The 22749-nt window shown below is 65.0% G+C and carries 16 protein-coding genes; 3 read left to right on the plus strand and 13 right to left on the minus strand.

Annotated elements, in window-relative coordinates; all coding sequences use genetic code 11:
• Positions 1–41: 41 nt before the first annotated feature.
• From D3I60_RS00825 to D3I60_RS00840, 4 genes are read right to left on the minus strand one after another with little or no spacing between them, the layout of a single operon-like run.
• Positions 42–2288 carry a helix-turn-helix transcriptional regulator gene (locus D3I60_RS00825; protein ID WP_262774106.1) on the minus strand — a complete coding sequence of 749 codons (2247 nt, stop codon included), beginning with the start codon at positions 2286–2288 and terminating at the stop codon, positions 42–44.
• Positions 2285–3265 carry an LCP family protein gene (locus D3I60_RS00830; RefSeq protein ID WP_262774107.1) on the minus strand — a complete coding sequence of 327 codons (981 nt, stop codon included), beginning with the start codon at positions 3263–3265 and terminating at the stop codon, positions 2285–2287. The genes D3I60_RS00825 and D3I60_RS00830 overlap by 4 nt, the downstream gene beginning before the upstream one ends.
• Entirely contained in the window at positions 3262–4380 is a 1119-nt protein-coding gene (locus D3I60_RS00835; protein ID WP_262774109.1) for an aminotransferase class I/II-fold pyridoxal phosphate-dependent enzyme, read from the minus strand. Before D3I60_RS00835 ends, D3I60_RS00830 begins: the two co-directional genes overlap by 4 nt.
• A 32-nt stretch (positions 4381–4412) precedes the next feature.
• Positions 4413–6371, minus strand: a complete 1959-nt coding sequence (locus D3I60_RS00840; RefSeq protein WP_262774111.1) for an SDR family NAD(P)-dependent oxidoreductase — start codon at positions 6369–6371, stop codon at positions 4413–4415.
• Positions 6372–6689: 318 nt separating this feature from the next.
• On the opposite strand from D3I60_RS00840, the gene D3I60_RS00845 reads away from it, so the two are divergent.
• Together D3I60_RS00845 and D3I60_RS00850 are read left to right on the plus strand one after the other, a co-directional pair.
• Complete coding sequence (locus D3I60_RS00845; protein WP_262774113.1) at positions 6690–7760, plus strand: glycosyltransferase; 1071 nt, start codon at positions 6690–6692, stop codon at positions 7758–7760.
• Positions 7750–8814, plus strand: coding sequence for a glycosyltransferase family 2 protein (locus tag D3I60_RS00850; RefSeq protein ID WP_262774115.1), 1065 nt, complete (start codon positions 7750–7752; stop codon positions 8812–8814). Before D3I60_RS00845 ends, D3I60_RS00850 begins: the two co-directional genes overlap by 11 nt.
• On the opposite strand, the gene D3I60_RS00855 is transcribed toward D3I60_RS00850, so the two are convergent.
• Together D3I60_RS00855 and D3I60_RS00860 are read right to left on the minus strand one after the other, a co-directional pair.
• Entirely contained in the window at positions 8804–9898 is a 1095-nt protein-coding gene (locus tag D3I60_RS00855; RefSeq protein ID WP_262774117.1) for an EpsG family protein, read from the minus strand. The two genes, D3I60_RS00850 and D3I60_RS00855, sit on opposite strands and share 11 nt — an antisense overlap.
• Positions 9895–11481 carry a polysaccharide biosynthesis tyrosine autokinase gene (locus D3I60_RS00860; protein ID WP_262774119.1) on the minus strand — a complete coding sequence of 529 codons (1587 nt, stop codon included), beginning with the start codon at positions 11479–11481 and terminating at the stop codon, positions 9895–9897. Before D3I60_RS00860 ends, D3I60_RS00855 begins: the two co-directional genes overlap by 4 nt.
• Positions 11482–11782: 301 nt before the next feature.
• Between D3I60_RS00860 and D3I60_RS00865 the strand changes: the two genes are divergently transcribed.
• Positions 11783–13051, plus strand: a complete 1269-nt coding sequence (locus D3I60_RS00865; protein WP_262774122.1) for a lipopolysaccharide biosynthesis protein — start codon at positions 11783–11785, stop codon at positions 13049–13051.
• Positions 13052–13104: 53 nt separating this feature from the next.
• Here D3I60_RS00865 and D3I60_RS00870 read toward each other — a convergent pair whose 3' ends face one another.
• The 7 genes from D3I60_RS00870 to D3I60_RS00900 form a co-directional block, all read right to left on the minus strand.
• The gene (locus D3I60_RS00870) at positions 13105–13743 is read right to left on the minus strand and encodes an arsenate reductase/protein-tyrosine-phosphatase family protein (protein ID WP_262774124.1); all 639 of its coding nucleotides are present in this window, start codon (positions 13741–13743) and stop codon (positions 13105–13107) included.
• 5 nt (positions 13744–13748) lie between these two features.
• Positions 13749–15371 (minus strand): polysaccharide biosynthesis tyrosine autokinase, encoded by a 1623-nt coding sequence (locus D3I60_RS00875; protein WP_262774126.1) that lies wholly within the window; start codon positions 15369–15371, stop codon positions 13749–13751.
• Positions 15372–15525: 154 nt separating this feature from the next.
• Positions 15526–16149 carry an arsenate reductase/protein-tyrosine-phosphatase family protein gene (locus tag D3I60_RS00880; protein ID WP_262774129.1) on the minus strand — a complete coding sequence of 208 codons (624 nt, stop codon included), beginning with the start codon at positions 16147–16149 and terminating at the stop codon, positions 15526–15528.
• A complete protein-coding gene (locus D3I60_RS00885; protein WP_262774131.1) occupies positions 16146–17141 on the minus strand; it encodes a sugar transferase in 996 nt (331 codons plus the stop codon). The genes D3I60_RS00880 and D3I60_RS00885 overlap by 4 nt, the downstream gene beginning before the upstream one ends.
• Before the next feature lie 238 nt (positions 17142–17379).
• On the minus strand, positions 17380–20064 hold the full coding sequence (locus tag D3I60_RS00890; RefSeq protein WP_262774133.1) for a LuxR family transcriptional regulator: 2685 nt from the start codon (positions 20062–20064) through the stop codon (positions 17380–17382).
• Positions 20065–20303: 239 nt separating this feature from the next.
• Complete coding sequence (locus D3I60_RS00895; protein ID WP_262774134.1) at positions 20304–21572, minus strand: hypothetical protein; 1269 nt, start codon at positions 21570–21572, stop codon at positions 20304–20306.
• Between the two features lie 7 nt (positions 21573–21579).
• Positions 21580–22662 carry an ATP-grasp domain-containing protein gene (locus tag D3I60_RS00900; protein ID WP_262774136.1) on the minus strand — a complete coding sequence of 361 codons (1083 nt, stop codon included), beginning with the start codon at positions 22660–22662 and terminating at the stop codon, positions 21580–21582.
• Positions 22663–22749 lie beyond the last annotated feature (87 nt).

The following is a 22749-nucleotide window of genomic DNA, read 5'->3' on the forward strand; positions in this document are numbered from 1 at the left end:
GTGACCGCGGCCCTGCGGCGACGGAACCGTCGGGTCGTCCTCTATGCGCCGCCGGCATCGAGGTAGCCGAGGCTCCGGGCCCGCGCGACCGCCGCGTCGCGACTGTTGACTCCGAGCTTGCGGTAGAGGGACGAGAGATTGTTCTTGACCGTGCCTTGAACCAACATCAGATCGTGGGCGATTTCGGACACGCTCGCCCCGCGTTCGAGACTTTCGAGCAGGACCATTTCACGGTGGCCGAGCGTCGGCGAGTCCACCACTCCGATCACGGCCGCACCGAGGTCGCCCAAGCGTCCGATCAGAGCTTCCGGTGCCCCTGCGACGGTGAATTCGTCGCCGAGCGAGGGTGAGACGATCCTCGAGATCTTCTGCCAGACCGGCCTGTTCGCACTGGCCCGGAAGAGCTCACGTCGTTCGACGATGGGCATCTGAACGACCGGCAGAAGCGACCCCACCAGGACGGAGAGTTCCAGCAGCTCCGCGAAGGAATCCAATGCCTGACTCGTCTGGCCGAGGCGAAGCAGTGCGGCGGCTTTGATTCCCGTGAGGTCGGCCCTGTCCCGCGTACAGATGTGGTTCTCGTAGTACTGTGCCTCGGCGATGCGCACAGCCGCCCCATTGCGTCCCGCCGCCAGTTCGCCGCGAGCCTGAAGCACCTGCCCGGCGCCATAGGGTCCGGTGATCGACTCCAACAGAGTCTCGGCACGATGCAGCTGTCCGAGACAGATGAGCATACCGATGCGCGAGGCGACCAGGGATTCAATGCGCCTGTCCGAGGCGGCCCTGTACGCGTGCACATTGATCGACTCCTCCGACCGCAGCAGAGCCGACCGGGAGGTGGCCACCAGCTGAACGAGCTTCCGCTCGATGATCGGCACGTGATACCACAGTTCGCCCATGTCCGGATAGTCATGCATCCGACGCACCACCGCTTCGACATCCGCGAGGTTCACGGCGTCGAGACTGCGGTAGGCCTGGACGACGAGCGCTGCAGGTCGGAAGACCTGCTCCTGCACGAACGGAGGATGGTCGAACAGCGCGAACTCGGCGAGCTCTGCGTCGGCACGCTCCTGATCTCCCGCGAGATACGACGCCAGAGCTGACCAGGCGATGACGGCTGGGGGCAGAGAGTCCCCTGGCACCGCCTCCTCCTTCACCTCGTCCTCGATCGACCGCAGCAGTGCCAGCGCACGACCGGGTTCATCGGCCAGCACACTGTGGATCGACGCCTGCAGGCGAACGACCCGGTGGGATCGCCGAGCCACTCCGCCAGTCGTCCAGGACGATCCTGACTCAGCTGCTGTGCGGTGCTCCCCGGCATGGCCGAGACGTGCCATCTCATTCATCACTGTATGGAATCTCATGGAACTTCCGATCTCTTCGATAGGCACAGACTCGTCTTCGGAGTCACTGTGATCCGGCTGTACCGTGTATTTGTCGTGTGCTGCCCCAGGAGCGGTCAGACGAGCCACGCAGGCCCGAACCGTTTCCGGGAAGTCCGCTTCCGTGTCGAGACCGAGCAGGGCCTCCTGCGCCATGGTCGCCACCGTCGTGATCTCCTCGAGTTCCGGAACCGCGCGCAGGGCCGTTGCCGGAAGGCGGGCGAACGCCGGAATGCTGGACCGGGGAAAGAGGTAGAAGATCGGATAACCGCAGGTTTGGAATATCCGATCGAGCAGGCTCCAGCCTCGTGTCCTGCGGGCCAGGGCAACCGCGTTGTCCACCAGCAGAGTGTCCACAGGCCCCGCCAATTCCTCCTGTGTGGTGAGAGCCGCGGCCAGGGAGCTCTCGATGGTCTCACTCTCACACTCGGGTACGGCCTCGGTGAGGACTCTGCGGGCCCAGGCCGCGACGAGGACGGGCACGTGCCACGGAGTGCCCCTGGGACCAGAGGTCACCGCCCCAGAGATCTGCAGGCGCAGAATCACCGTGGGGACATCGGCTCGAAGATGCTCTGGCCAGTGGTCGAAAGCCGCTTCCAGAGCGACCTCGGCCACATCGTCATCGAATCCCTCGAGCAGCGACAGCACCCCGAGCGCACGCTGATCCGCAGGTGAGAGCGACAGCGAGAACTCGTCCAAGTGCGCCACCACGAAATCGGCCAGGGCCGAGGAGCTGACGACTTCGAACAGTCCCCGCCCGCTGGACTCGACGGCGTCGAGAGCCGCTTTGGCGAAGGACACCCAGCCGCCGCTGGCGATCTGCAGGGCCGCGGCCTCATCCTCGGCGAGATCGAACTGATCCCGCATCTGAGCCACGGTCAGTCGCAGTGCAGCTTGGTCGATCATCGGGGTCGCACCGTGACTTCGGCAGCGAAGTCGCCGACGGAATCGGCAGCGATCGATCGTTTCAACTCCTCCACATCGTATGTGTCCGCTCGAAGCCGTCCGCCGTCGTCGACGGTGGCTTCTCCGTGTGCGGTCGGAAGCGTGATGAAGTCGATATCGTCCTCACCGATCGCCCTCAGCTGCGAACTGAGCCCCACGAGCGTGCTGGCGTCGAACCCCGAGTCCACGCTCAGATAGGGACTGACCTGTCTGATGGCGGCAGTGATCTTCAGCGGATCGGACAGATGACCCGTCGAGACGAGCTGAGAGCCGGCGGCACGGATGAATTCCTGCCGGTTGAGGAACCGCTGCGGGCTGAGCGTACGGTCGCCGCTGAAGAAGGCGAGCGCCGAGGAGCTGTCGAGCAGGTTTGGCCCCGAGGTGAAGCTGTGGCCTGCGGATTCGAACGCCACCGTCGACTCGACCTCGATTCCTCCGAGGAGTTCGGCCACGGCATCGAGCATGGCCAGATCGACGAGGACCACATGGTCGATCCCCGTTCCGAGGAGATTCGACACGGCTCGCACCGCCATCGGCGGGCCGAGTGAGACAGCGGCATTGATCGTGTCCTGGCCGCCTCCCGGGACACTCACCGAGGCGTCTTCGGGAATCGAGACGAGCTGGACTCCGCTGCGGTCGGCGGGAATGTGGGCGAGCATGACGAGCCCGGCGTCCAGGCCCCTGCCGTCGGCGGCGCCCGTGTCGTTCTGCGTGTGCTCGCCGCCGATGATGAGGATGTCGACGGCCGAGGATTCCCCGGACGAAGCTGTCTCGGTCGGTTCCCCCAGCTGCGCGGCGAGGTCGGGATCAGTGATCGTCGTCACGCTTGAATCCCAGGTCATCGCGAGATACCCGTTATAGGCGCCGAGTCCTGCTCCGAGTACGAGCAGTGCGACGACCGTGAGGCCCGCTGCCAGGATTGCAGCCCGCCTTCTCATACCGTGACCGCCTCTCCGATGGCAGCGGCGATCTCGGCAGTGACCATGTCCCTGTCGCCGGCAGTCAGGTCTGTGCTCGACGGCAGGGCGAGACCGGTGCCGTAGAGCGCCTCAGCGCGACCGGTGATATAGCGCAGATCGCAACCGGCGTGGACGGGCTGCATGTGCATCGGTTTGAACACCGGACGTGTTTCGATTCCGCGGTGGAGCAGGGTCTCTCCCAATGTCCACGCGTCCGTGCCCGATTCCGGGCCGACGATGAGGACGCTCATCCAGCAGTTGCCCTCGGCAGCGGGGAGCAGGTCGAGCCCTGCGATGTGCGACAGCGCCCGAGCATAGCTGCGGTGATGCTCGCGTTTCCTCTCCACGATCGCGTCGAGCCGCTTCAGCTGTGCGGTGCCCAAAGCAGCGAGGAGGTTGGACAGGCGGTAGTTGTACCCCACCTCGGTGTGCTCATAGTGGAGCACCGGCTGCCTCGCCTGCGTCGACAGGTAGCGGACCCGTTCGGCGGTCTCCAGATCGGAACACAGAACCGCCCCGCCCGAGGAGGTCGTGATGATCTTGTTGCCGTTGAACGACACTGCCGCGACGGTTCCGAAGGATCCGGCCGGAGCACCTGGGGATCCGGCCGGGGCGCCTGGGGTTCCGGCACCCAGCGATTCCGCGGCGTCGGACAGGACGACGGCACCGTAGTTTTCGGCGATGCGGGTGATCCGCGGATAGTCGGCGGGTCTGCCGTAGAGGTCGACAGGCAGCACCGCTCGGATCGGTCGGTCAGTGGTCAGCGCTTCGGAGCATGCGACTTCGAGGACGGACGTGTCGATGAGGCCCGCTTCGTCGCAGTCGATGAAGACCGGTTCGGCACCCACATAGTGGACGGCGTTGACCGTCGCTGCGAAGGTGAGGGTCGGAATCGCCACACGGTCGCCGCGCCCGATCCCCTGTGAGAGCAGAGCCAGATGCAGCGCCGCGGTTCCGGAGCTCACCGCCACCGCATGCCTCCGGCCGGTCACGGCTGCCAGGCGTGTCTCGAACTCGGCGAGCTGAGGACCGGCCGGGGCGACCCAGCCCGACCTCAGGGCAGAGACCATCGCCTGTTCTTCCAGCTCTCCCACGGAAGGGAGGCAGAGGGGGATCCGCATCTTCATCATGCCCGTCCCTGTGCGGTCAGCCCGAGGACCCCTGCGCCGCGGTCGACCTCGATGCCCGGCATCTTCTGGGAGTCGGAGATCGCCGGTTCCGACGTCCGGGCGTCGGCGTCATCGACCGGCTCGGCCGAGGCCGCAGTCAACGGTGACTGCGCGGAATCGACCGTGCTGAGGTAACAGCGTCGAATGTCGTCGAGCGAGGCGTGCGGATCGGGCACGGCATCAGGGTCCAGAGGAAGCACGTCGACGGTCCACGACACCCCATTCGCCGAGGTTCGGTCGAGCTCCTCCGGGGAGAAGAGCTCTTCGTTGAGCTTCTCTCCGGCGCGCAGCCCCGTGTAGACGATCGGGCACGTTCGTCCCGTCACCGCCATCAGCCGCTTGGCGAGATCGACGATGCGCACGGGTTCGCCCATGTCCAGCACCTGCGTCTGTCCGCTGCTGCCCAGAGCGGCGGCGCGCAGTACGAGCAGGCAGGCCTCGGGAATGGTCATGAAGAAGCGTGTGACATCGGGATGGGTCACGGTCAGCGGTCCGCCGCGGCGGATCTGGTCGGCGAACGAGATGAGCACCGATCCGCGAGAGCCGAGGACGTTCCCGAATCGCACCGAGACGTAGGGAAGGCCGGTTGCCGCAGCGAAGTGGGCGGTGAATCGCTCCGCGACGAACTTCGACCGCCCGAGTTCGCTGCTGGGGTTCGCGGCCTTGTCCGTGGAGATGTTGACGAAGCGGCCCACGCCGTGATTCTGCGCGGCACGCAGCACATTGAGTGAACCGTGCACATTGGTCTTCCACCCTTCGGCTGGGTAGCTCTCGAGCATCGGCAGATGCTTGAGAGCGGCCGCGTGGACGACGATGTCCGGTTTGAGTTCGGTGAAGGCGCGGTCGAGCGCCTGAAAATCGCGGATGTCGGCGAGGACGAGGTCCGGTGAGTCCATCAGGGCGCGTCCTTCGAGGCTCATGCACAGAGAGTGCAGCTCGGACTCGTCACGGTCGAGCATGATGAGCCGGCGGGGACTGTGTCGGGAGATGATCCGACACAGTTCCGAGCCGATCGATCCGCCGGCTCCGGTGACGAGGACGGTCCGTCCTTCGACGAGCTGAGAGATCTGTTCGCTTTCCGGCTCCACCGCCGGTCGACCGATGAGATCCGTGACGTCGAGGTCGCGGATGTCGGAGATGCCGACATCCGAGGAGAGCATGTCCAGCGGTGAGGGGACGGCCCTGACCCAGATCTGCTCGGAGTCGAGACGCTGCACCAAAGAGGCGAAGACCGTCGCAGGAGCGTCGGCGATGCCGACGATCACACCTGCCGCGTTGGAGGAAGCGACCACCTCGGCGATGGCGGAGGTCGATCCGCGGACGGGAACCCCGTGGATGAGCTGCCGGACCTTCGTGGAGTCATCATCGACGATCGCCACGGGGCGATACGGGCTGAGCGGGTCGGCCATCATCTGCGAGACCAACGAAGCACCGAGGTCCCCGGCGCCGACGATGACGACCGGTTCACCGGACACGGGCACGAGGCGCAGCTGCCGGAGCACGCGGATGAGCTGCCTGCCGAAGATCATCAGTGCCTGCGCGAAGAGGAGCGCCAGCAGCAGCCAGGGAATGTCCTCGCGGTATTCGGGGACGACACCGGCCAGTGACGTGCCGGTGAAGAGGACGGCTGCGACCATGCCCTGATTGCGCAGCTCGTGGTCGGAGCCGAGCTGGTATCGGTTCCGATAGAGCGAGAGCAGGTAGCCGAGTCCGAGCTGGCCGATGATGAGCATCGGCAGCAGGAGGAAGAACTCACCTCCCCAGACTCGGCCGAAGAGTGAGACGACGAGGAACCACGACACGATGAGGGCTCCCGCGTCCATGCAGGCGAGTCCGACGGAGCTGGAGCGGAGCCGACGGGGCTGAGTCTCACCGGGGGCGGACAGGGGTTCTGGGAGATCATTGAGAGTTTTCACGATGCCCAGGCTTCCGCACCTCAACCCCGGTCACTAGGGGGTCGACTCCGGACAGCTTCGTGTCATTACTCTGTCATGGACAGGTCATCACTGGTACCCGTTACTCAGCCACTCGATGCGCTTTCGACTTCAGCCGAGGGTCGAGGCAAAACCGCTGTTCAGAGGCCGTGGGACGATCGTGTGGTCGGGCCCCGACGGTGAACCGCACGGCGTCTGCGGGAGACCGTAGTCAGCTCCGCATCACCGGCTGTCCACTGCTTCCGCCTCCTATTCTGAGGATGTCGACGAGTGCGCAGATGTAAGGGACGGTGACGTGAAGTGAGAATCGGACTGTTGGCCAGCACTGGCGGAATGTTGGACTCCTTCTTCATCGAGATCGCCGAGGCGTGGCGTTCGCACGGTCATCATGTCAGCTTCGCAGCGGGATCGCCGATGGAGGCGGCCCGATCGACCGTGATCCCCGGCCTCTCCCGCCGTCCCGATCGGCGGATGTTTCAGGCCCTGACCGGTCTGCGCAGGTGGTCGCAGCGTGAGGGCCTCGACGTCATCGTCACGAACTCGGCGACCGCCTCGGCGCTGGTGAGGCTGGCGGTCGGAACGGCCCCGGTCGTCTACTTCTGCCACGGTCTCCATTGGAACGAGGCCCGCTCGATCGGAGACCGGATCTGGCCCCTCATCGAACGCGCACTTCTGCCGCGCACAGCCGGAATCATCTCGCTGAACTCCGACGATCAGCGCTGGTTCGCCACCCGCTTCGCCGGTCGCCCGCACCTGCATCTGGCGTCGGGAGTCGGTCTCGATCTGCTCGACTACCCGGTGAGACCGGTGCCGGAGGGGCCTCTCCGGCTCTGCTGGATCGGAGAGTTCTCGTCTCGGAAACGCCCCCACCTCGCCCTCGACATCGCTGCTCATCTGCGCGACAGCGGGCTAGTCTTCCGACTGGAGATGCTCGGCGAGGGACGATTCCGCACCGAGAGCCGCGCAGAGATCGAGTTCCGGGGCCTGTCCGGCATCGTCACCGCGATCGGACCCGGCGATGCCGCCGCCGCTTTGGAGCGCAGTCATGCCCTGGTGCACACCGCGCAATGGGAGGGGCTCCCCCGGGTCATGCTGGAGAGCTTGGCGATGGGATGCCCCAGTTACGCATTCGACGTCAAAGGGGTCCGCGATATTCCCTCAGCACGCCTCGCCGCCGACGGTGAGACCGCGGAACTGGCCGCCCGGATCGCCGCCGACTGGACTTCGGGGCGGCTGCTCGAGCCGATGCCCTTCGACCGCAGCACTCTCGACTACTCGCATGCGGCCGACGGGATACGTCGATTCCTGCGAACCCTCGTCGGAAGCGGAGCCACCTCACCTGCGCTGGAGACGAATCAGCATGTCGAATGAGCTGATCTCGATCATCGTTCCCGTCTTCAACGGGGAACGATTCCTCGCGGACTGCCTACGATCGGTCCTCGCCCAGTGCCATGAGGAGCTCGAACTCATCGTCATCGATGACGGTTCGACCGATTCGACACCGGCGATCATCGAGGATTTCGCCACGGCCGATGACCGTGTGGTGCGTCTGCTCGCCGACCACGGAGGGACGTCGAGGGCACGCAACGCCGGCCTCGACGTCGCGCGAGGCGAATGGATCATGTTCGTCGACGCCGACGACGAGATGCTCAGTCCCTGTCTGCTCGCCGCCGTCGCCGGGCCCGACTCTGCAGGAGCCGATGTGGTCACCTTCGAGACCACCGGAGACCCGATCGCCCTCGCCGAGGCGCGTGACCGGGCAGTGGTCCCCCGGCACCTGTGTGCGGGCGAGAGGAGCCTCGGCAGCCGACCCCGACGAGTGCTCGATGCCGAATATCTGGCCCCGAGGATCGTCGACGAATCGCTCAACACCGTCTGGAACAAGGCGTACCGCCGTCGGACCGTGGAGAGGTCCGGGGCCCGGTTTCCCGCCGGGGTCAGCCTCGGCGAAGATCTGCTGTTCAACCTCGCCGTCGCCCGCGGAGCGGTCTCCGCGGTCCATCTGCCTCTGCTCGGCTACTACTACCGGCAGGACAATTCGTCGTCGGTGACTCGGCAGTTCCTCTCCGGCAAACACGATGAGCTGATGAGCGTCAACGATGCGCTCCAGGAATTCGCCGCCGAGGTGGGTTCGACCAGGCTGCGAGCCGCGGCCGGCTACATTCGGGCCAAGAATGCGGTGTCCTCAACCAAGGACCTCCATCACCGGGGGTGTGACTTTCCGCTGCGGACGAAGCTGACGACGGCCAGGCGGTATCGGGATTCGGCCCCGCATGTGAGTCTTCGCGGTCTGGGCACGATCCAGCAGACCTTCGGGACCGCCTACAACCTCATCGGCCACCGCGCGCTGTTCGCACTCACATGGCTGCTGGCCGCGCAGGCTCGCCGAACACGGACCGCGGCCCCGGGCGGCTTCAGGCGTTGAGCAGGTTGTCCATGAGACCGATGTACTCACTCCAACCGAGGAAACCGGCCATGAGCGTCACGCTGCCCCACCCCTGCTTCCACCCGGCCAGGGAGATCACCGGCACGGTCACGACCAGCGGGACGATCGACCACGAATATGCCGCTATCCTGTCGCTGTAGTAGACGAATCCCAGGGCCAGATAATACGTATTCAGCAAGATGAAGGCGTGGTACAGCTGGCCGTACCACTCGGGCAGATTGTCGAACTTCCGCAGCACGACATAGCCGAACACCAGGACGCCGAAGCCGAGGACCCAGAAGTCCAACCGGTTCGTCCCGCCTGTGTAGAGTTCGGCGTTCGCGGGGTCGGTATACATCTCGATCTCTTCGGATGAGGACGCCAACGGCGCCAGCAGAGCCGCGTTGAGGCCCGACAGGTACAGCAGTGAGAACAGCGCCCACACACCCAGAAGGACGATGGTCGGCACCTTCGGCAGCACGCGGATGCCGAGGACGATCAGCGCTGCGGGTATGGCCGACCAGTGGAAGAGCGACGCGACGACCAGAAGCACGACTATCTTCCACAGTCGGGTGTGACGGCACAGCGCGACGAGCCCGAGGATGAGGAACACCAACGACAGTCCCTGCCGCAGGAGGTAGCTCGAATACCCGGTGAAGAAGCCGAAGCAGAAGGTGATGTAGTACACGAGCGTGACCTGCCACGCAGATCGGAGCAGCCACAGCAGAGCCAAAGCCATGATCGTCGACCCCAGCAGCGCGACGATGAAGAAGTAGACATTCGGGTCATGGGTGCACAGACCGATGATCCAGCTGAGGACGAGGAACGCGGGCTCCCGCCCCTCCGCAGCGTAGGTGTAGAAGACTTCGTCGGCAGGGGCGAAGCTGAGGATCTGAAACTCCATCGAATAGATCGACTTGTCGGAGATGTCGAAGTTGCTCACCGCTGCGACGATCGTGTTGATGAGCACGAGGGACACCAGCGGGAGCACCGCGTTGCTCCAATGCCGCAGCTTCGGGATCCTCCAGCTGAGAACCAGCATGAGCACCCAGACCGTCGTCAGGGCGAACCAGATGGCGATCATGATCGGGAGTAGCCGCCGTCGTCGCGGACCAACGGCATCGGCCTCGTCTCAGGACCGTCCGAGTCCTCGACCGAAGCCCCCACCGAGGTGGCCGGTCGTTCCTGCCGGCCCGGACCTTCCGCGTCTTCCGGGTGATCCCGCCCGTCATGTCCTCGCACGTCTTCCGGGCCCACCACGTCTCCCGGGCTGTCGTGCCCGCCATGTCCTCGCGCGTCTCCCGGGCCGTCGGCAAGCACTGTGTGGATGCCGTACGTTCTGTGCCTATCGACTTCTGCGCTCGACATCTCTGCCCGATTGAGCACGAGCCCGATCGGGGATCCCAACTCATCGAGTGCTCTCACCGACTCGGCGACGGTCCGCGATTTGACTCCTCCGGCCGCGGCGACGAGAAGGGTCCTGTTGGCGAGCTTGGACAGGACGAGGCCGTCGGCCACCGGCAGCAGCGGTGGGCTGTCGATGATGACGAGGTCGAATCTGCCGGCGAGTTCGGACACCAGTTCGCTCATCGCCCGGGTCTCGAGCAGCTCCGTGGGGTTGGGCGGAATCTGGCCGGCGGCCAGTACGTGCAGATCGTCATCGCCCCAGGTCTGCAGCAGCTCGTCGAGTCCGAGCCCGCTGACCAAGGCGGTCGTCAGCCCGACCGCACCTTCGAGGCCCAGGCGCGCCGCCACCGTGGGTCGACGCAGGTCGGCGTCGACGAGGACGACGTTGTGTCCTGCACGTGCACTGGCGATGGCCAGATCGATCCCGACCGTCGTCTTGCCCTCTCCCGGCCGTGACGACGAGACGAGCAGCACCGTGCTGTCTTCGTCGACATGAGCGAAGCAGAGGTTCGTCCGCAGCCGCAGGATGGACTCTCCGCGGACGCCGCTGATCGCGGGACCGTCCCTGTTCGAACGGTAGGTGATGTCGCGGTCTTCCGGGACAGCTGCCAACAGGGGCACCGAGGTGACCGCCGCCAGATCGTTCTTCGTCCGAACGACGTTGTCGTAGGTTCCCCGCACCACTGCGACGGCGATTCCCGCCGCCAGACCGAGCAGAGCACCGATCGGGATGAACAGCCAACGCGGCAGTCCGTCAGGTCGGGTGGGCGGCACCGCCTCATTGGCTTCTATCAGGTCGATCGCCGAAGAATCCGTCTTTCCCGGATTCTCCAGCATGCTGATCCGCTCCGTCAGACTGCGAGAGACCGCGGTCGACAGTCGCGCGGCGCTGTCGGCATCGTCCGCGCTGGCCTGGATGGTGATGAGGACTGTCTCGGGATCGCTGATCGCCTCCACCCGAGAGGCCAACTCCCCCGGTGTCGTGTCGAGGTCGAGGTCGCTGACGACCGGTTCGAGGACGGATTCGGTGCCGACCATTCCCACGTAGGTCTGGATCCTCTCCTTGATGAAGTCGGAGGCCATGCGCATCTCATAGGGATCGCCCGAAGTCGGCACGGACACGAAGAGTTCGGTCCGTGCCGAATAGGTTGGAGGCAGCAGGGCGGAGATCCCGAATCCGGCCACCCCACCGGCGATCAGCGTGACGACGAGCAGGATGAGGTGACGGCGGAGGAGGCGGAGGAGCTGCGGGATTTTCATCAGACGTCATTTTCGGTTGGGCCGGAGAACCGGCAGGAGATGACATCGCAGCGATGCTCGATGTCCGGGGCTCATGCTCACGTCATCAGCCTACTGAGAACCGTCCGGTCCGGAACCGGGATTCGGCAGTCGCTACGGTTCTCCGCGCCGAATGCACGGAATGCCGCACCGCTGACGCACACTTCCGCAAAGAGGCTGAGCGGCGGGCCGATCGCCGGCGGACTGGGACCATACTGGAACTCGGGCCAGACGATTCGACGGGCACCGCCGTCGTGCACGGCCGGGAAGCAGGAGGAAAAAGGTGAATAGCTCACGTTCGGCCTTCTTCCTCGTCACCCTGGGAAACATCGCCATTGCCGGTGCCCAGTGGTACATCGTCTGGCTGTTCGCCCAACAGAGCGGGCCCACCGCTGTCGGCCACTATTCCACCCTCATCGCGATGATGGCTCCCGTCTTCATCGCCTCCCAGCTGGGGCTGCGCAATCTCTTCGTCACCCTGCAGCGAACGGTCCGGTGGTCGATCTATCTCAGTTGTCGCTTGTCGACAGTCGGGCTGTCCGTCCTCATCATCGTCGGACTGGTCGTGTTCGGTCCCGAGCAGATCCAGAGTTCATTGGCCTGGCCGCTGCTGCTCATCAAGGTCAGCGAATCGATCGGAGACCTGTTCTACGCACGGCTGCAGAAGACCGAACGTCTCTTCGCCTTCGGCCTCATTCTCATCATCGTGGCTGTGGTCTCTGCCGCCGTCGTGACCGTTGTCATCCTGGCCACCGGATCACCGGTTACGGCGCTGTGGGCGGCCACCGTGGTCACGGTCGGTGGGACGGTCGTCACGGTGTGGACCGCCTCGGCGCGTTCTGCTGAGACGGCGGTCGAAGTGACGTCGCGTACCACGGTCCGCGGTGAGGTCAAGGCTCTCCTGACCGCCGGCGTCCCGATGTCGATGATGCAGGCGGTCTATTCCCTGCTGTCCTATGTCCCCTTGGCAGTCGTGGCCTGGTTCGGCTCACCGGAAGACGTCGGTCGTTATGCCTCGGCCGCCTACCTGGTCGTCTTCGCGAATCTGGTCGGGGCATCGATCGAGACCGTCGTGCTGCCGCGTTTTCGCGCAGTCTACGAGTCCGACGGCGCACTCGTCCTGCGTGAACGGGTCAAGCGGCTGTGCGCGATCGGGCTGTTCGCTCTCGTCCCGTTCGTCGTCCTCGCGCTCTTCATCGGCCCCTGGCTGCTGTCGGCGGTCTATGGTGCCGGATTCGAACTCACTCGTGTCTCCGTGCTCTTCCTGTCGCTGGCGGCCGTCTGCACGCTCCCAACGTACTTGGCATCGGCGAACCTGCTGGTCCTCAACCGGTATTGGTCGACGTTCTTCGTCGGTGCCGCAGCGATCGTCGCGGTGCTGGTGGGAGGAGGCGCCGCCGGATCGATCGGGACGCCGGCGGTCGAGGCGGGCAGCCTGGCGGTGTTCCTCGGTTCGATGGTCCGGTTGGTCGGCGAGATCCTCTGCTCGAGACCACGACGCGATGAAGCCCGCGCCGCAGTGCCCGCCGATGGCGCGCATCTTTCCGGCTGAACCGATAGTGCCCACCTCGGCGGCTCAGCATGGGGAACCGCGCCCGTGCGAGCTCAACTGCGCGGTGCACCCGCAGTGCTGCGGTGCTCCCAGTCGACGATGTCGAAGACGTCGGGAACCATCTGGTCGATCATCGTCTCACTCAGTCGGGACCAGTCGTCGTGGGGGTCGACGACGTCGTCGCCATCGGGCCCGTCGGCATGCGGCATGCGTGATCGCTGAGCCTGCGCGACCAGCTGCGTCCAGCGCCTCCTCGAGGTGAGCCCGTCGACCGTCGAGAACGGTCGGATGATCCTCGCGAACTCACGCAGGGTGAACGACCGTCTGAGTGCGCCGGGTTCGAGGATCACGGCTTGGCTGCGATGCCATCGTTCCATGCCGATGATGAGATCGGCATCGATGATGTCGGAGCGCTCCAGTCGTCTGGCCCGAAACCCGCTGAGGTCGAAGCCCCATTCTGCCGCCAACGACCTCACCTCATTCGTCACAGGTGCGCCGCTGACTCCCACCGTTCCGGCACTGTCGACCCGGAATCCACCCGGGGCCACCTCGTCGAAGCCCTGTTGGAGAAGTCCGGCAGCCAGCGGCGAACGGAACAGATTGCCAGTGCAGATGACGAGGATCCTGAACTCAAGGCGTTCGCGATCGGCCGGCCCCGTTGTCAGACTCGACGACCCGCTCGAGATCCCCACAGGGATCAACTCCGACGTCCGGGGCCGAAGCGACGGTTCGACTTCTTCGCGGACCTTCTTGCAAGCATCGCTGAGGATTTGGGAGACTTCTCGTCCTGTGGTCCTCGTCCCGGCTCGGTTCCCGGCTCAGTTCCTGGCCAGACCCGGGGAATGTGGGTCGTCGTCTCCGATCCGAGCTGATCAGAAATCCAGCCGACCGGGGCCGCTCGCTCCGCAATAATCGTGTGATCGCGCCTCGACCGGCCACCTGAGTAGACCGGCTGCGGCTGCGCGGGGGCTGCCTGCGTGGCGGAGGTATAGGCCACTGCATAACCGCTGAGATCCGCATGGCCGAGGGGAACCTTGTTGACGACGAGGCTGAGCGGGGTGCCGACCACGGACAGATCCTGCAGTGCTTCGTCGAGTTCATTGCGGGAAGCCTGGTTCACGGCGACGACATGGACGATCCGTCCGGCGGACATGGCGAGGAGCAGGCCGTCCGTCACCGGCAGCACCGGAGGGCAGTCGAGAAGAACCGTGTCGAAGTCATTGCCCAAGACCGCCATGAGTTTGGCCATCGCCCTCGATTCGATGAGCTCGACCGGATTGGCGACTCTGTCTCCGGCGGTCAGGACATAGAGTTCGTCCTGGCCCCAGGGCTGGAGCAGATCGTGGACGTCGGCGGCGCCGACCAAGGCCGTCGTCAGGCCGGCGGAGTTCTCCAAGCCGAGCCTGTCAGCGATTGCCGGCTGCCGAAGATCAACGTCGACGAGAGCGACACGCTGCCCGGACTGAGCCAGCGAAACGGCCAGTTCGATGCTGGTCGAGGTCTTTCCTTCGGACGGTATCGACGAGGTGACCGCCAGGATGTTGCTCGAGGCCTCGACCCGCGCGAAACGCAGATTCGTCCGCAGCCGTCGGATCGCCTCGGCGTACGGCGAGTCCTGATGCTGTGCCGCCGTACCCATCCGGGAGTCGTGGTGCATCGGCAGCGACCCGAGGATCGGCGCCTTCGTGATCTCTCGGATCCCGGCGATATCGCGGAGCTTCGAGTCCACAGCCGATCGGAACAGTGCGACAGCGATGCCGGCTGCGGCCCCGAGCAGCATGCCGAAGACCACGTACATCCACAGTGCAGGGCCGTCGGGAGACACCGGGACGATCGCGTCATTGGCGATCGTCAGGCGAATGCCCGACTGTGCCTTTCCGTGTCGGGATTCGAGGTCGGTGATCGTCTTCGAGAGATTGTCCGCCACCGACTCGGACAGCACCGCCGCTTGGCCCGGTGAGGCGGCGGTGGCGTCGACGGTGAGCATCACGGTCCCTGGGTCCGATGAGGCTGAGACCGTGTCGGCGAGTTCCTCAGGGCTGACGTCGATGTCCAGCTCGCTGATGACCGGTTCGAGCACGTTCCTGGAGTTCGCCAGGTCGACATAGGTGCGCACCCGCTCTTGGACGAAGGCGGAGGCGATCTGCCTCTGATCCGGATTCGCGGCTTCGACCGTCGAGACGAACAGTTCGGTCTGGGACGTGTACTCACGCGACTGCAGGAAGAACGCGGCCGCCGCACACAGTCCACCCGCCGCAATCATCACGATCAGCACAACGGCGTTCTTGCGCAGGATCCGCACGTAGTCGACGATACTCATCTCGGTTCCAATCGGGTCGGAGGACGGACAGCGGCGCTGCTGATCGTCCTCAACTCTACGTTCGCGGTGCCGTGGGCGATCGGTCTCCTCGTCGGGCTTGCGGCGTCCCGCAAGGAGGCTGCGGCGGACGAGCCCACACCCCGACCATCGAAGCTCAGCGTCTGTCTTCCGGGACGAACTCCCGCACGTCCCACGCTCCGATCGCCTCGACGGCCTGATCGATCTGAGAGCCCATACGGTCGAACGCCCGCAGAGAACGATGCAGCGGGTCGACGACGTCATCGTCGCTGCCGTCGCCTCGCGGTGCGGTGCGATAGCGCGGAGCCAGCGCGACCAGCGACTGCCACCTCCCTGCGGGACTCGCCAGCTGCTCGGGACGGATCGCAGGGACGATGCGGGCGAATTCCCGCAGAGTGAACGTGATCCGCAGGACGTGCGGGACCAGCTTGACGACTTCTCTGCGCAGCGGCCGATCCATGACGAGAATGAGGTCGGCCCCGTTGATGGCCGCCTCGTCGAGTTCCTTGGCGACGCAGCCGTGCAGTCTGATGTTGCGTCGAGCCGCCAGTTCCAACACCTCGACAGCCACCGGTCGTCCCGCGACGGCTTGTGCACCGGCAGTCGAGACGGTGAACTCGCCAGGGGCCCTGTCGTCGAATTCGCGTTGCAGAATGCGTGCGGCCAGCGGAGACCGGCAGGTGTCAGTCGCTCCGACCACAAGGATCCGAAACCCTGCAGGCATCACGGCCCAGTCTCCGCTCTTCTCTCGCTCCGTCATGAGGCGGACTCCGGCCACAGAGTGCACACGGCGACCGTCTGATCGGGGCCGGGCCTGTGCCCGAATCTCGACAGATCAGCAGGCTCGTCACAATCGTCGAAGCCGGCTTCGGTGAGAATCGCCAGGTCCTCACTGCCCGTGGGCAGGACCCAGACCGCGAAGGTCGCTTCGGTGGCCCGGGCACGGTTCGTCACGAGGCGGATGACCTCGCGCCGGACCTTCTCGTCGTTCTCGGCTTCCGGATGGGCATCGAAGCGGATCACCACGGTGTCATCACCGGCAGCCGAGATATCGCAGTGCCCGACCTCGTGGCCGGCTGTGCTCCGGACCGACCAGCTCCGGGTCCGTTCGCTGCGCACTTCGTCATCGAAGACCAGAAGGTCGGATTTCAGCGTTCCGCCGAAGTTGTCGGCGGTCGCCTCTCCGTCCTGACTGATCCCGTCGGCGCGCAGCACGATTCCGATGGTTCGGATGATGATCCGCAGGTCGAGCGCGAGGCTCACCGTGTCCACGTAATCGACATCTAGATCGAACCGGTCGTCCCAGTGCACGTGGTTGCGGCCGCTGACCTGCGCCGATCCGCTCAGACCTGCACGGACCAGGTGCCTGCGCCGCTGCTGTGGGGAATAGTGCGGAAGGTAGTGAGTCGGCAGGGGCCGTGGGCCGATGAAACTCATCTCTCCATGCAGGATGTTCCACAGGCTCGGCAGTTCGTCCAGGCTGCTCGAGCGCAGCAGCCGGCCGAACCGCGTCATCCGCTGGGCGTCCGTGACCAGTCCCCGCGCCGGGTCGGTGTTGAGCATGGTGCGGAACTTCCAGAGTCGGAAGACCTTCTCTCCCTTCGTCACTCTCTGCTGAGTGAAGAAGATCGGCGAACCCAGCAGAGCGACCACCAGGACGGCGACGACGATGAAGATCGGTGAGAGAACGACCAGGGCGAGGAGTGCCGCGATGATGTCGAGCATCCTCTTGGCAATGTGATATCCGATCATCGGTGGCCGTCCTTCGCTGTGATGACGATCTGGGTGCCGGTGTCGAATCGGTGGACACAGGCGTCGATGCGCCCGCTCGTTTCGGTTGACGGCATGGTGACTCACTCCTTCGTTCTCCGGCTGTTTCTCAGGCTAAGCACCCGTTCCGACCTCGACCATCGGCACGCGACGAACCGGCGGGTTGCCGCTGATCTGATGTGGTCGTCCCCGGGTTCTTGTCGCTGGGGGGGGTGCAGGCTCATGCCACTGAGACCTCTGGTCCCCTGGCCAGTCGGGCGATGAGTTCGGTGCGCGAGCCGACTTCGAGCTTGCGGTACACGGAGGTCAGTCTCAGCTCGACGGTGCGCAGGGAGACGAAGATCCGCGAAGCGATCTCCCGATTCTTCAGTCCTTCGCTCACCAGTCCGACCACTTCTCGCTCATCCGGACTCAGCGCATCCAAGAGGCTGTTGCGCGCAGGCTGTGCGGCCGCCTCGGCGGGTTCGCAGCGCGCTGCTGCGGCGAGGTGGTCGGATCCGACCTCCCGGAAGATGCCCGCTGCCAAGCGGGATCGCTCTGCAGCAGCTGCGGCGGCGCCCGATTCGGCCATCTTTCGGGCCATGACCAGCAGTGTCACTCCCTTCTCGAACTGGGAGTCTTCGGGCCGCCAGGAACCGAGCAGGCGTCCCATGGCTGCCACACCGGCGTCTGTCGGGAGCAGCAGAACCCGGGACCGCTCCAGGGCCAGATCGGCCCACCGCGACGGGGCCCTCTCGACCTTTCCGTGAAAGACCTGGACCAGCATTCCGGCGTGCTCGCGCCGACCGGTCGCCAGCAGCGCTTCGATGAGGTCCGGCTCGTACCGGATGATATTCGGATTGAGTTCATTCGATGCGAGTTCCTCACATCGATGGAGATGGCGCACCGCCTCAGCCGGGAGTCCGACGCGAAGGAGATAGTTGCCTTGGAGCGCGTTGAGTTCGGCCAGCAGGCTGCGGTTCTGTGAGGCCATCGCATGAGTGGTGAGCGCGGACTCCACGGCGTCCGCGTCGCTGGCACGTCCTTGTGCAAGAAGGCTCCAACACGTGAGAAGCAGGAGTCGGTCACGACGAATCGTCTGCTCGACGTCGACGCTCGGAGCGCACCTGTCGATGAGCCCTATCGCCAGTCCGATTTCGCCGCGCCGGATCGCGATCTCGGCGCGCATGCACAGAGACTGGACCTCCCAGGCCTCTCCACGGCCTCCACCGTCGTCCAGGCAGTCCAGCGTCGCCAGAGCGGAATCGTAGTTCTCCGTCATCATGAGGCCCAGCGACAGCAGAAGCAGACCGATGGGATCGACGTCGTCGGCGGCGTCGAGGTTCTCGAATGCTTCGAGCGCACGCTCGTCGAGTCCGCGCCCGCATTCGAGCAGAATGCCGAGGGACACGGACATCTCGCGAGACGCCTTGTCGAAATGAGCGCCGAGGCTGCGCGCGGTTTCCAACAGCTCCTGGGCCTCGGCAGTCTCCCGTCGCAGGGCATGGCACAGACCGATGACCAGCTGCAGGTGGGCGACTTCCATGGGCGCCTCTGCGACCTCGCTCCTGCTCCATTGGTTGCGCAGACGCAGCGGAACCGACTGCTGGGAGAGGAACTCGGCCCAGATCCGCAGAGCCCGTGCTCGGAGCGAGTCCTTGACGGAGCCGCTGCGGGCGGAATGGTCGAGGTAGCGTAGGGCGAAGCTGATCTGCCCACGGTCCAGCAGCCGCTCGGCCAGGTCATTGAGAAATGAGGAGACTCCCTCGGTGTCCGGGCCCAGGGCCATCGCCCGCTCCGCGAATTCGACTCCTGCCCACACCATGTGCTCCCGGACAAGATGGCAGGCATCGTCGAGCAGGGTCAGCGGCGTCTCGTCAGCGGCGTCGAAGAAGGACCGGTGCCAATGATGCAGTTCCGGGTAGATTCCCCCGCAGCGCCCGGCCAGCAGCATGTGGCCGCTCAGACGGGCCTCGGCGCTCGACTGCCCGTGCCTGATGGCACGAATCAGCTCCTGCGAACAGCGGCTGTATGCTCCGTCTCTTTCGACGATGCCGCGGGATTCCAGCTCCGCAAACCATTCCACGCTGTCGTGAGAGTCTCCGAGAGCTGCGGGCCGAGGAGACAGTGGGGCCAGGCACATCAGGCTCAGGAGCTCGTTCGCGTCGGCGCTGAGACCGACCGTCCCGGTTCTGACCATGTCCTCGGCATTCGGCCCGACCCGCAGGGGCAGGTCGAGTGCCTGATCCCCTTCCATCTGGTTCCGCGGCAGACGCTCGATCACTCCGTACAGCGCGGAGGGACGGCCCGACGCGGTGCGGACGACCGTCGCGGCGACTCCAGGGGCTATCCGACCGCCCGTCAGGCTGTCCGCCAGATCAGCCATCCGTCGATCGCTGACGCGCTTGAGTTCCACGCTCGGGACTCCGGCGAGCAGGCTGCTCGGGTTGAGCTCGCCGGTCGAGACCGCGAACCTCAGTCGACTTCCTGCGATGCGACGAAGAAGATGACTCAGCACCAATTGTGACGATCGGTCCATGAAATCGGCATCGGGCACGATCGCCAGGGTCGTGTGCTTCAGATCCAGACTGGCGATCCGACGGGTGACCTCGTCGGCGATGTCCAGTGCGGTTGCCGTGTCCGCACCGGAGTCCGGTCTCGGTCGGCTGTCGAGTAAGACGGATCCGAAGCTCTTCGGCTCCAGCGCTCTCAGTGCCGAGAAGATGATCTCCAACCCGGAATAGGGCCTCGCGTCCTCAGCCTGCCCGATCGGAACCCTGATGACGGGCCCATCGGCATCGGCCTCCAGTGCCGACAGCATCTCATCGCCGCCCATTCCCGGCGGGCCGATAACAGCGACCGCGCTGTGCCTTGCCAACAGGGTGCGCATCTGATCGAGCTCGGTGTCACGGATCTGCATCGTCATCATGAGCTCCGCTTCGTGCCTGTGTCTGCGTCGCCGTGTGATCGCGCACGCAGAGTCGTTGCTGTGTCCATGACCTCATGATCGTGCCGTGACCGAGCCGTGGACAGGTGGTCATGCCCGGACATGTTCGAGTCAGTACTCAGTCATGATCGGGACAGCACTGGCGCAGGTACTCAGTCTTACTCAGATGTCGGCACGGACGGTCGTGCACCCGTGAGTGAGACCGCTCAGCGCGGCGATCAGCTCGCCGCGATCGCCGACGATCCGGCCGAGGACGTCGCCGGGTCGTCCGTCCAACCATTGGACCGCAGGTAGTCCTCGACCTCGCCGCGAGGCCGGATGAGCGAAAGCAGCCCGTCATCGTGTCGAAGGTAGACGGCGGGAGGGTATTCGATGAAAGAGGACCGGTAGGCCATCGTGTAGGCCCCGACCTTGCGGAAGACGATGCGATCGCCTTCGCACAGGGTCGGATGGTCGTTGAGCACCAGAAGCCGATCGTCCTCCATGCAGGTGAAGCCGGCGATCACCTGCTCCGGATGGGTCTGCTGCGCTGCCGCCTCGGCGCGGATGTCGAACGGGGTGGTCTTGCGGAAGAGCGGATCGAGGTCGACCCTGCTCGTGTCGGTGATGACGAAGCGCTGCCGCCCGATGTCTTTGACGTCGAGCACCTGCGCGTGGAGTTCGACTGGAGCGGCGATCACCGACCCTCCCGGCTCGATGACCAACTGGGTCCGCCGGGGATCGACGACATCAGTGAGGGTCGAACGGATGCCTGAGATGTACTCGTCAAAGCGTGCGGCGTCATTCAGACTGCCGAAGAATCCTCCGCCGATGTCGAGCCAGTCCAGCTCGAGGCCGAGAGTCGAGATGATCTCGGACGCGACTGCGGCGGATGCCTGAAAGACCTTCGGACTGCTCGTCCGGGAGTTGCGGTGCATGTGGAGCCCGGCCACCTTCGCGCCGGCCGTGGTCAGTTCGGCGATGGCCTCACCGAGGCTGCCGTTGCCGAAATCGAATCCGAAGCGACTCGACTGATCGCCCACGGTGCTCTCCCCGGGGCACAGCCGCTCGAGGTCCCAATTGACGCGCAGCCCCACCCGGACGTCCAGATCGGGTTTCTCCCTGGCCAGTTCCGCCGCCCACCTGACCTCTCTGCCGGAGTCCAGATTCGTCAGTGTGCCGTCGGCCAACGCACTCCGCAGAAGCGCACGGCTCTTGACCGGACCGTTGTACACGATTCGTTCCGGGGCGAAGCCGAGGGCACGTGCCAGTCCGTATTCGGTATCGGAGACGACCTCTGCCCGGATTCCTCTCTGCTTCATGTAGCTCAGCAGCCACGGGAGTGAATTGGTCTTCACGGAGTAGGACATGACGGAATTCGGCCAATGCCTCGACAATGCCGTATGGAATCGACTCACCAGGGTTCCGAGCGTCGCCTCATCGATGACGAACGCAGGCGTCGGCGGGTCAGTGATCGGTGGTTCGTCCGAGGAATCCATGGCTGCCATACCTTGCCTATGCGACGTTGACGGCGGACCTCGCCGAATCGTTACTTCTCTGGCCGCGAGCGGTCACACGCGTCTCCTGATATTTGGCGGCGACGACTCCGTATTCGTAGTCACGCCACGTGTCATCGATCCTGAGTCCGAAGATCTGGCTCAGGTAGTAGAGAGGGACATCGGCCCCGGCGAGGTGCACGAATGGGTAGCCGCCTCCGAACCGGGGGTTGATGTCGATCACCGAGGCTGTGCCGGCATCGTCGAGGAAGATATCGAGGTCGATGAGTCCGGACATCTCTGCGGCGCGAGCGATCTTGCCCGCGACGTCGCGGAAGAGTTCGGGGTCGACGGTCACGGCTTTGTCGGTCTCCCCTGCGCGCATCCGCAGCTTGCGTCGCGCGAATACCCCGGACAGGACCCCTTCGTCCACGAGGCTCGAGACGATGTCCACCCCGTATTCGCGTCCCGGCGCCCGCGGTTGGACGATGACTTCGTCGAGGACGTCCGTGCAGTCTGCCCGGCGCCTGACGGTCTTCGCGGAACTGATGACGGCTTCTTCGAGCCGATTCGCGGTGACAAGAGCCAACCCGGATGAGCGAGAGCCGAATCGATGTTTGACCACGAACTCGTCAGAGGAGGCCGCTGTGTCCAGGAGACGGTCGAGTTCACTTCCCGTCACTGTCCTCGGAGTCCTCACACCGATGTCGTCGAGCATGCGCGACATGTGGAGCTTGTCCGCGCAGCCCTTCTGCCAGGCGGGCGAGACCCCGGGAACGACGATGCCCCTCCCACGCAGACCGATGGCGATATTCGTGTCCACGTGCAGATGCATGAGCTCGTAGTCGTTCGCGGACAGGAGGAGCCTCGGCTCGAATTCATCGACGAGCCGCAGGAGCTCATCGGCGTAGGACGGATCGGTGTAGGGCGGCAGCAGACGCATCTCATCGCCATAGGATGAGGCAGCGCTGGTGGGATCGTTCTCGGCGATGATGATCCGACTGTTGAGACCGAGGGTCTCGATCGCCGTCCGAAACCAGTCGATGAGGTAGAGCCGTCGCCCCGCGGAGCCGATCACGATCGGCGCATCTTCAGCTCTCAATGATCTCTCCCGACCTTCCGGACTCCTGGTCTCGACATTCGAAGTGTAGGTTCCCGATGTCTTTTCACAATAGCTGTGCGGCAGCTG

It is taken from the genome of Brevibacterium permense (assembly GCF_025506275.1).
Taxonomy (GTDB): domain Bacteria; phylum Actinomycetota; class Actinomycetes; order Actinomycetales; family Brevibacteriaceae; genus Brevibacterium; species Brevibacterium permense_A.

Coding starts and splice junctions, on each gene's coding strand:
- D3I60_RS00825 (WP_262774106.1), bottom strand. CDS start 2,288: ATGATCGACCAAGCTGCACTGCGACTGACCGTGGCTCAGATGCGGGAT.
- D3I60_RS00830 (WP_262774107.1), bottom strand. CDS start 3,265: ATGAGAAGGCGGGCTGCAATCCTGGCAGCGGGCCTCACGGTCGTCGCA.
- D3I60_RS00850 (WP_262774115.1), top strand. CDS start 7,750: ATGTCGAATGAGCTGATCTCGATCATCGTTCCCGTCTTCAACGGGGAA.
- D3I60_RS00855 (WP_262774117.1), bottom strand. CDS start 9,898: ATGATCGCCATCTGGTTCGCCCTGACGACGGTCTGGGTGCTCATGCTG.
- D3I60_RS00860 (WP_262774119.1), bottom strand. CDS start 11,481: ATGAAAATCCCGCAGCTCCTCCGCCTCCTCCGCCGTCACCTCATCCTG.
- D3I60_RS00875 (WP_262774126.1), bottom strand. CDS start 15,371: ATGAGTATCGTCGACTACGTGCGGATCCTGCGCAAGAACGCCGTTGTG.
- D3I60_RS00880 (WP_262774129.1), bottom strand. CDS start 16,149: ATGACGGAGCGAGAGAAGAGCGGAGACTGGGCCGTGATGCCTGCAGGG.
- D3I60_RS00885 (WP_262774131.1), bottom strand. CDS start 17,141: ATGATCGGATATCACATTGCCAAGAGGATGCTCGACATCATCGCGGCA.
- D3I60_RS00890 (WP_262774133.1), bottom strand. CDS start 20,064: ATGACGATGCAGATCCGTGACACCGAGCTCGATCAGATGCGCACCCTG.
- D3I60_RS00895 (WP_262774134.1), bottom strand. CDS start 21,572: ATGGCAGCCATGGATTCCTCGGACGAACCACCGATCACTGACCCGCCG.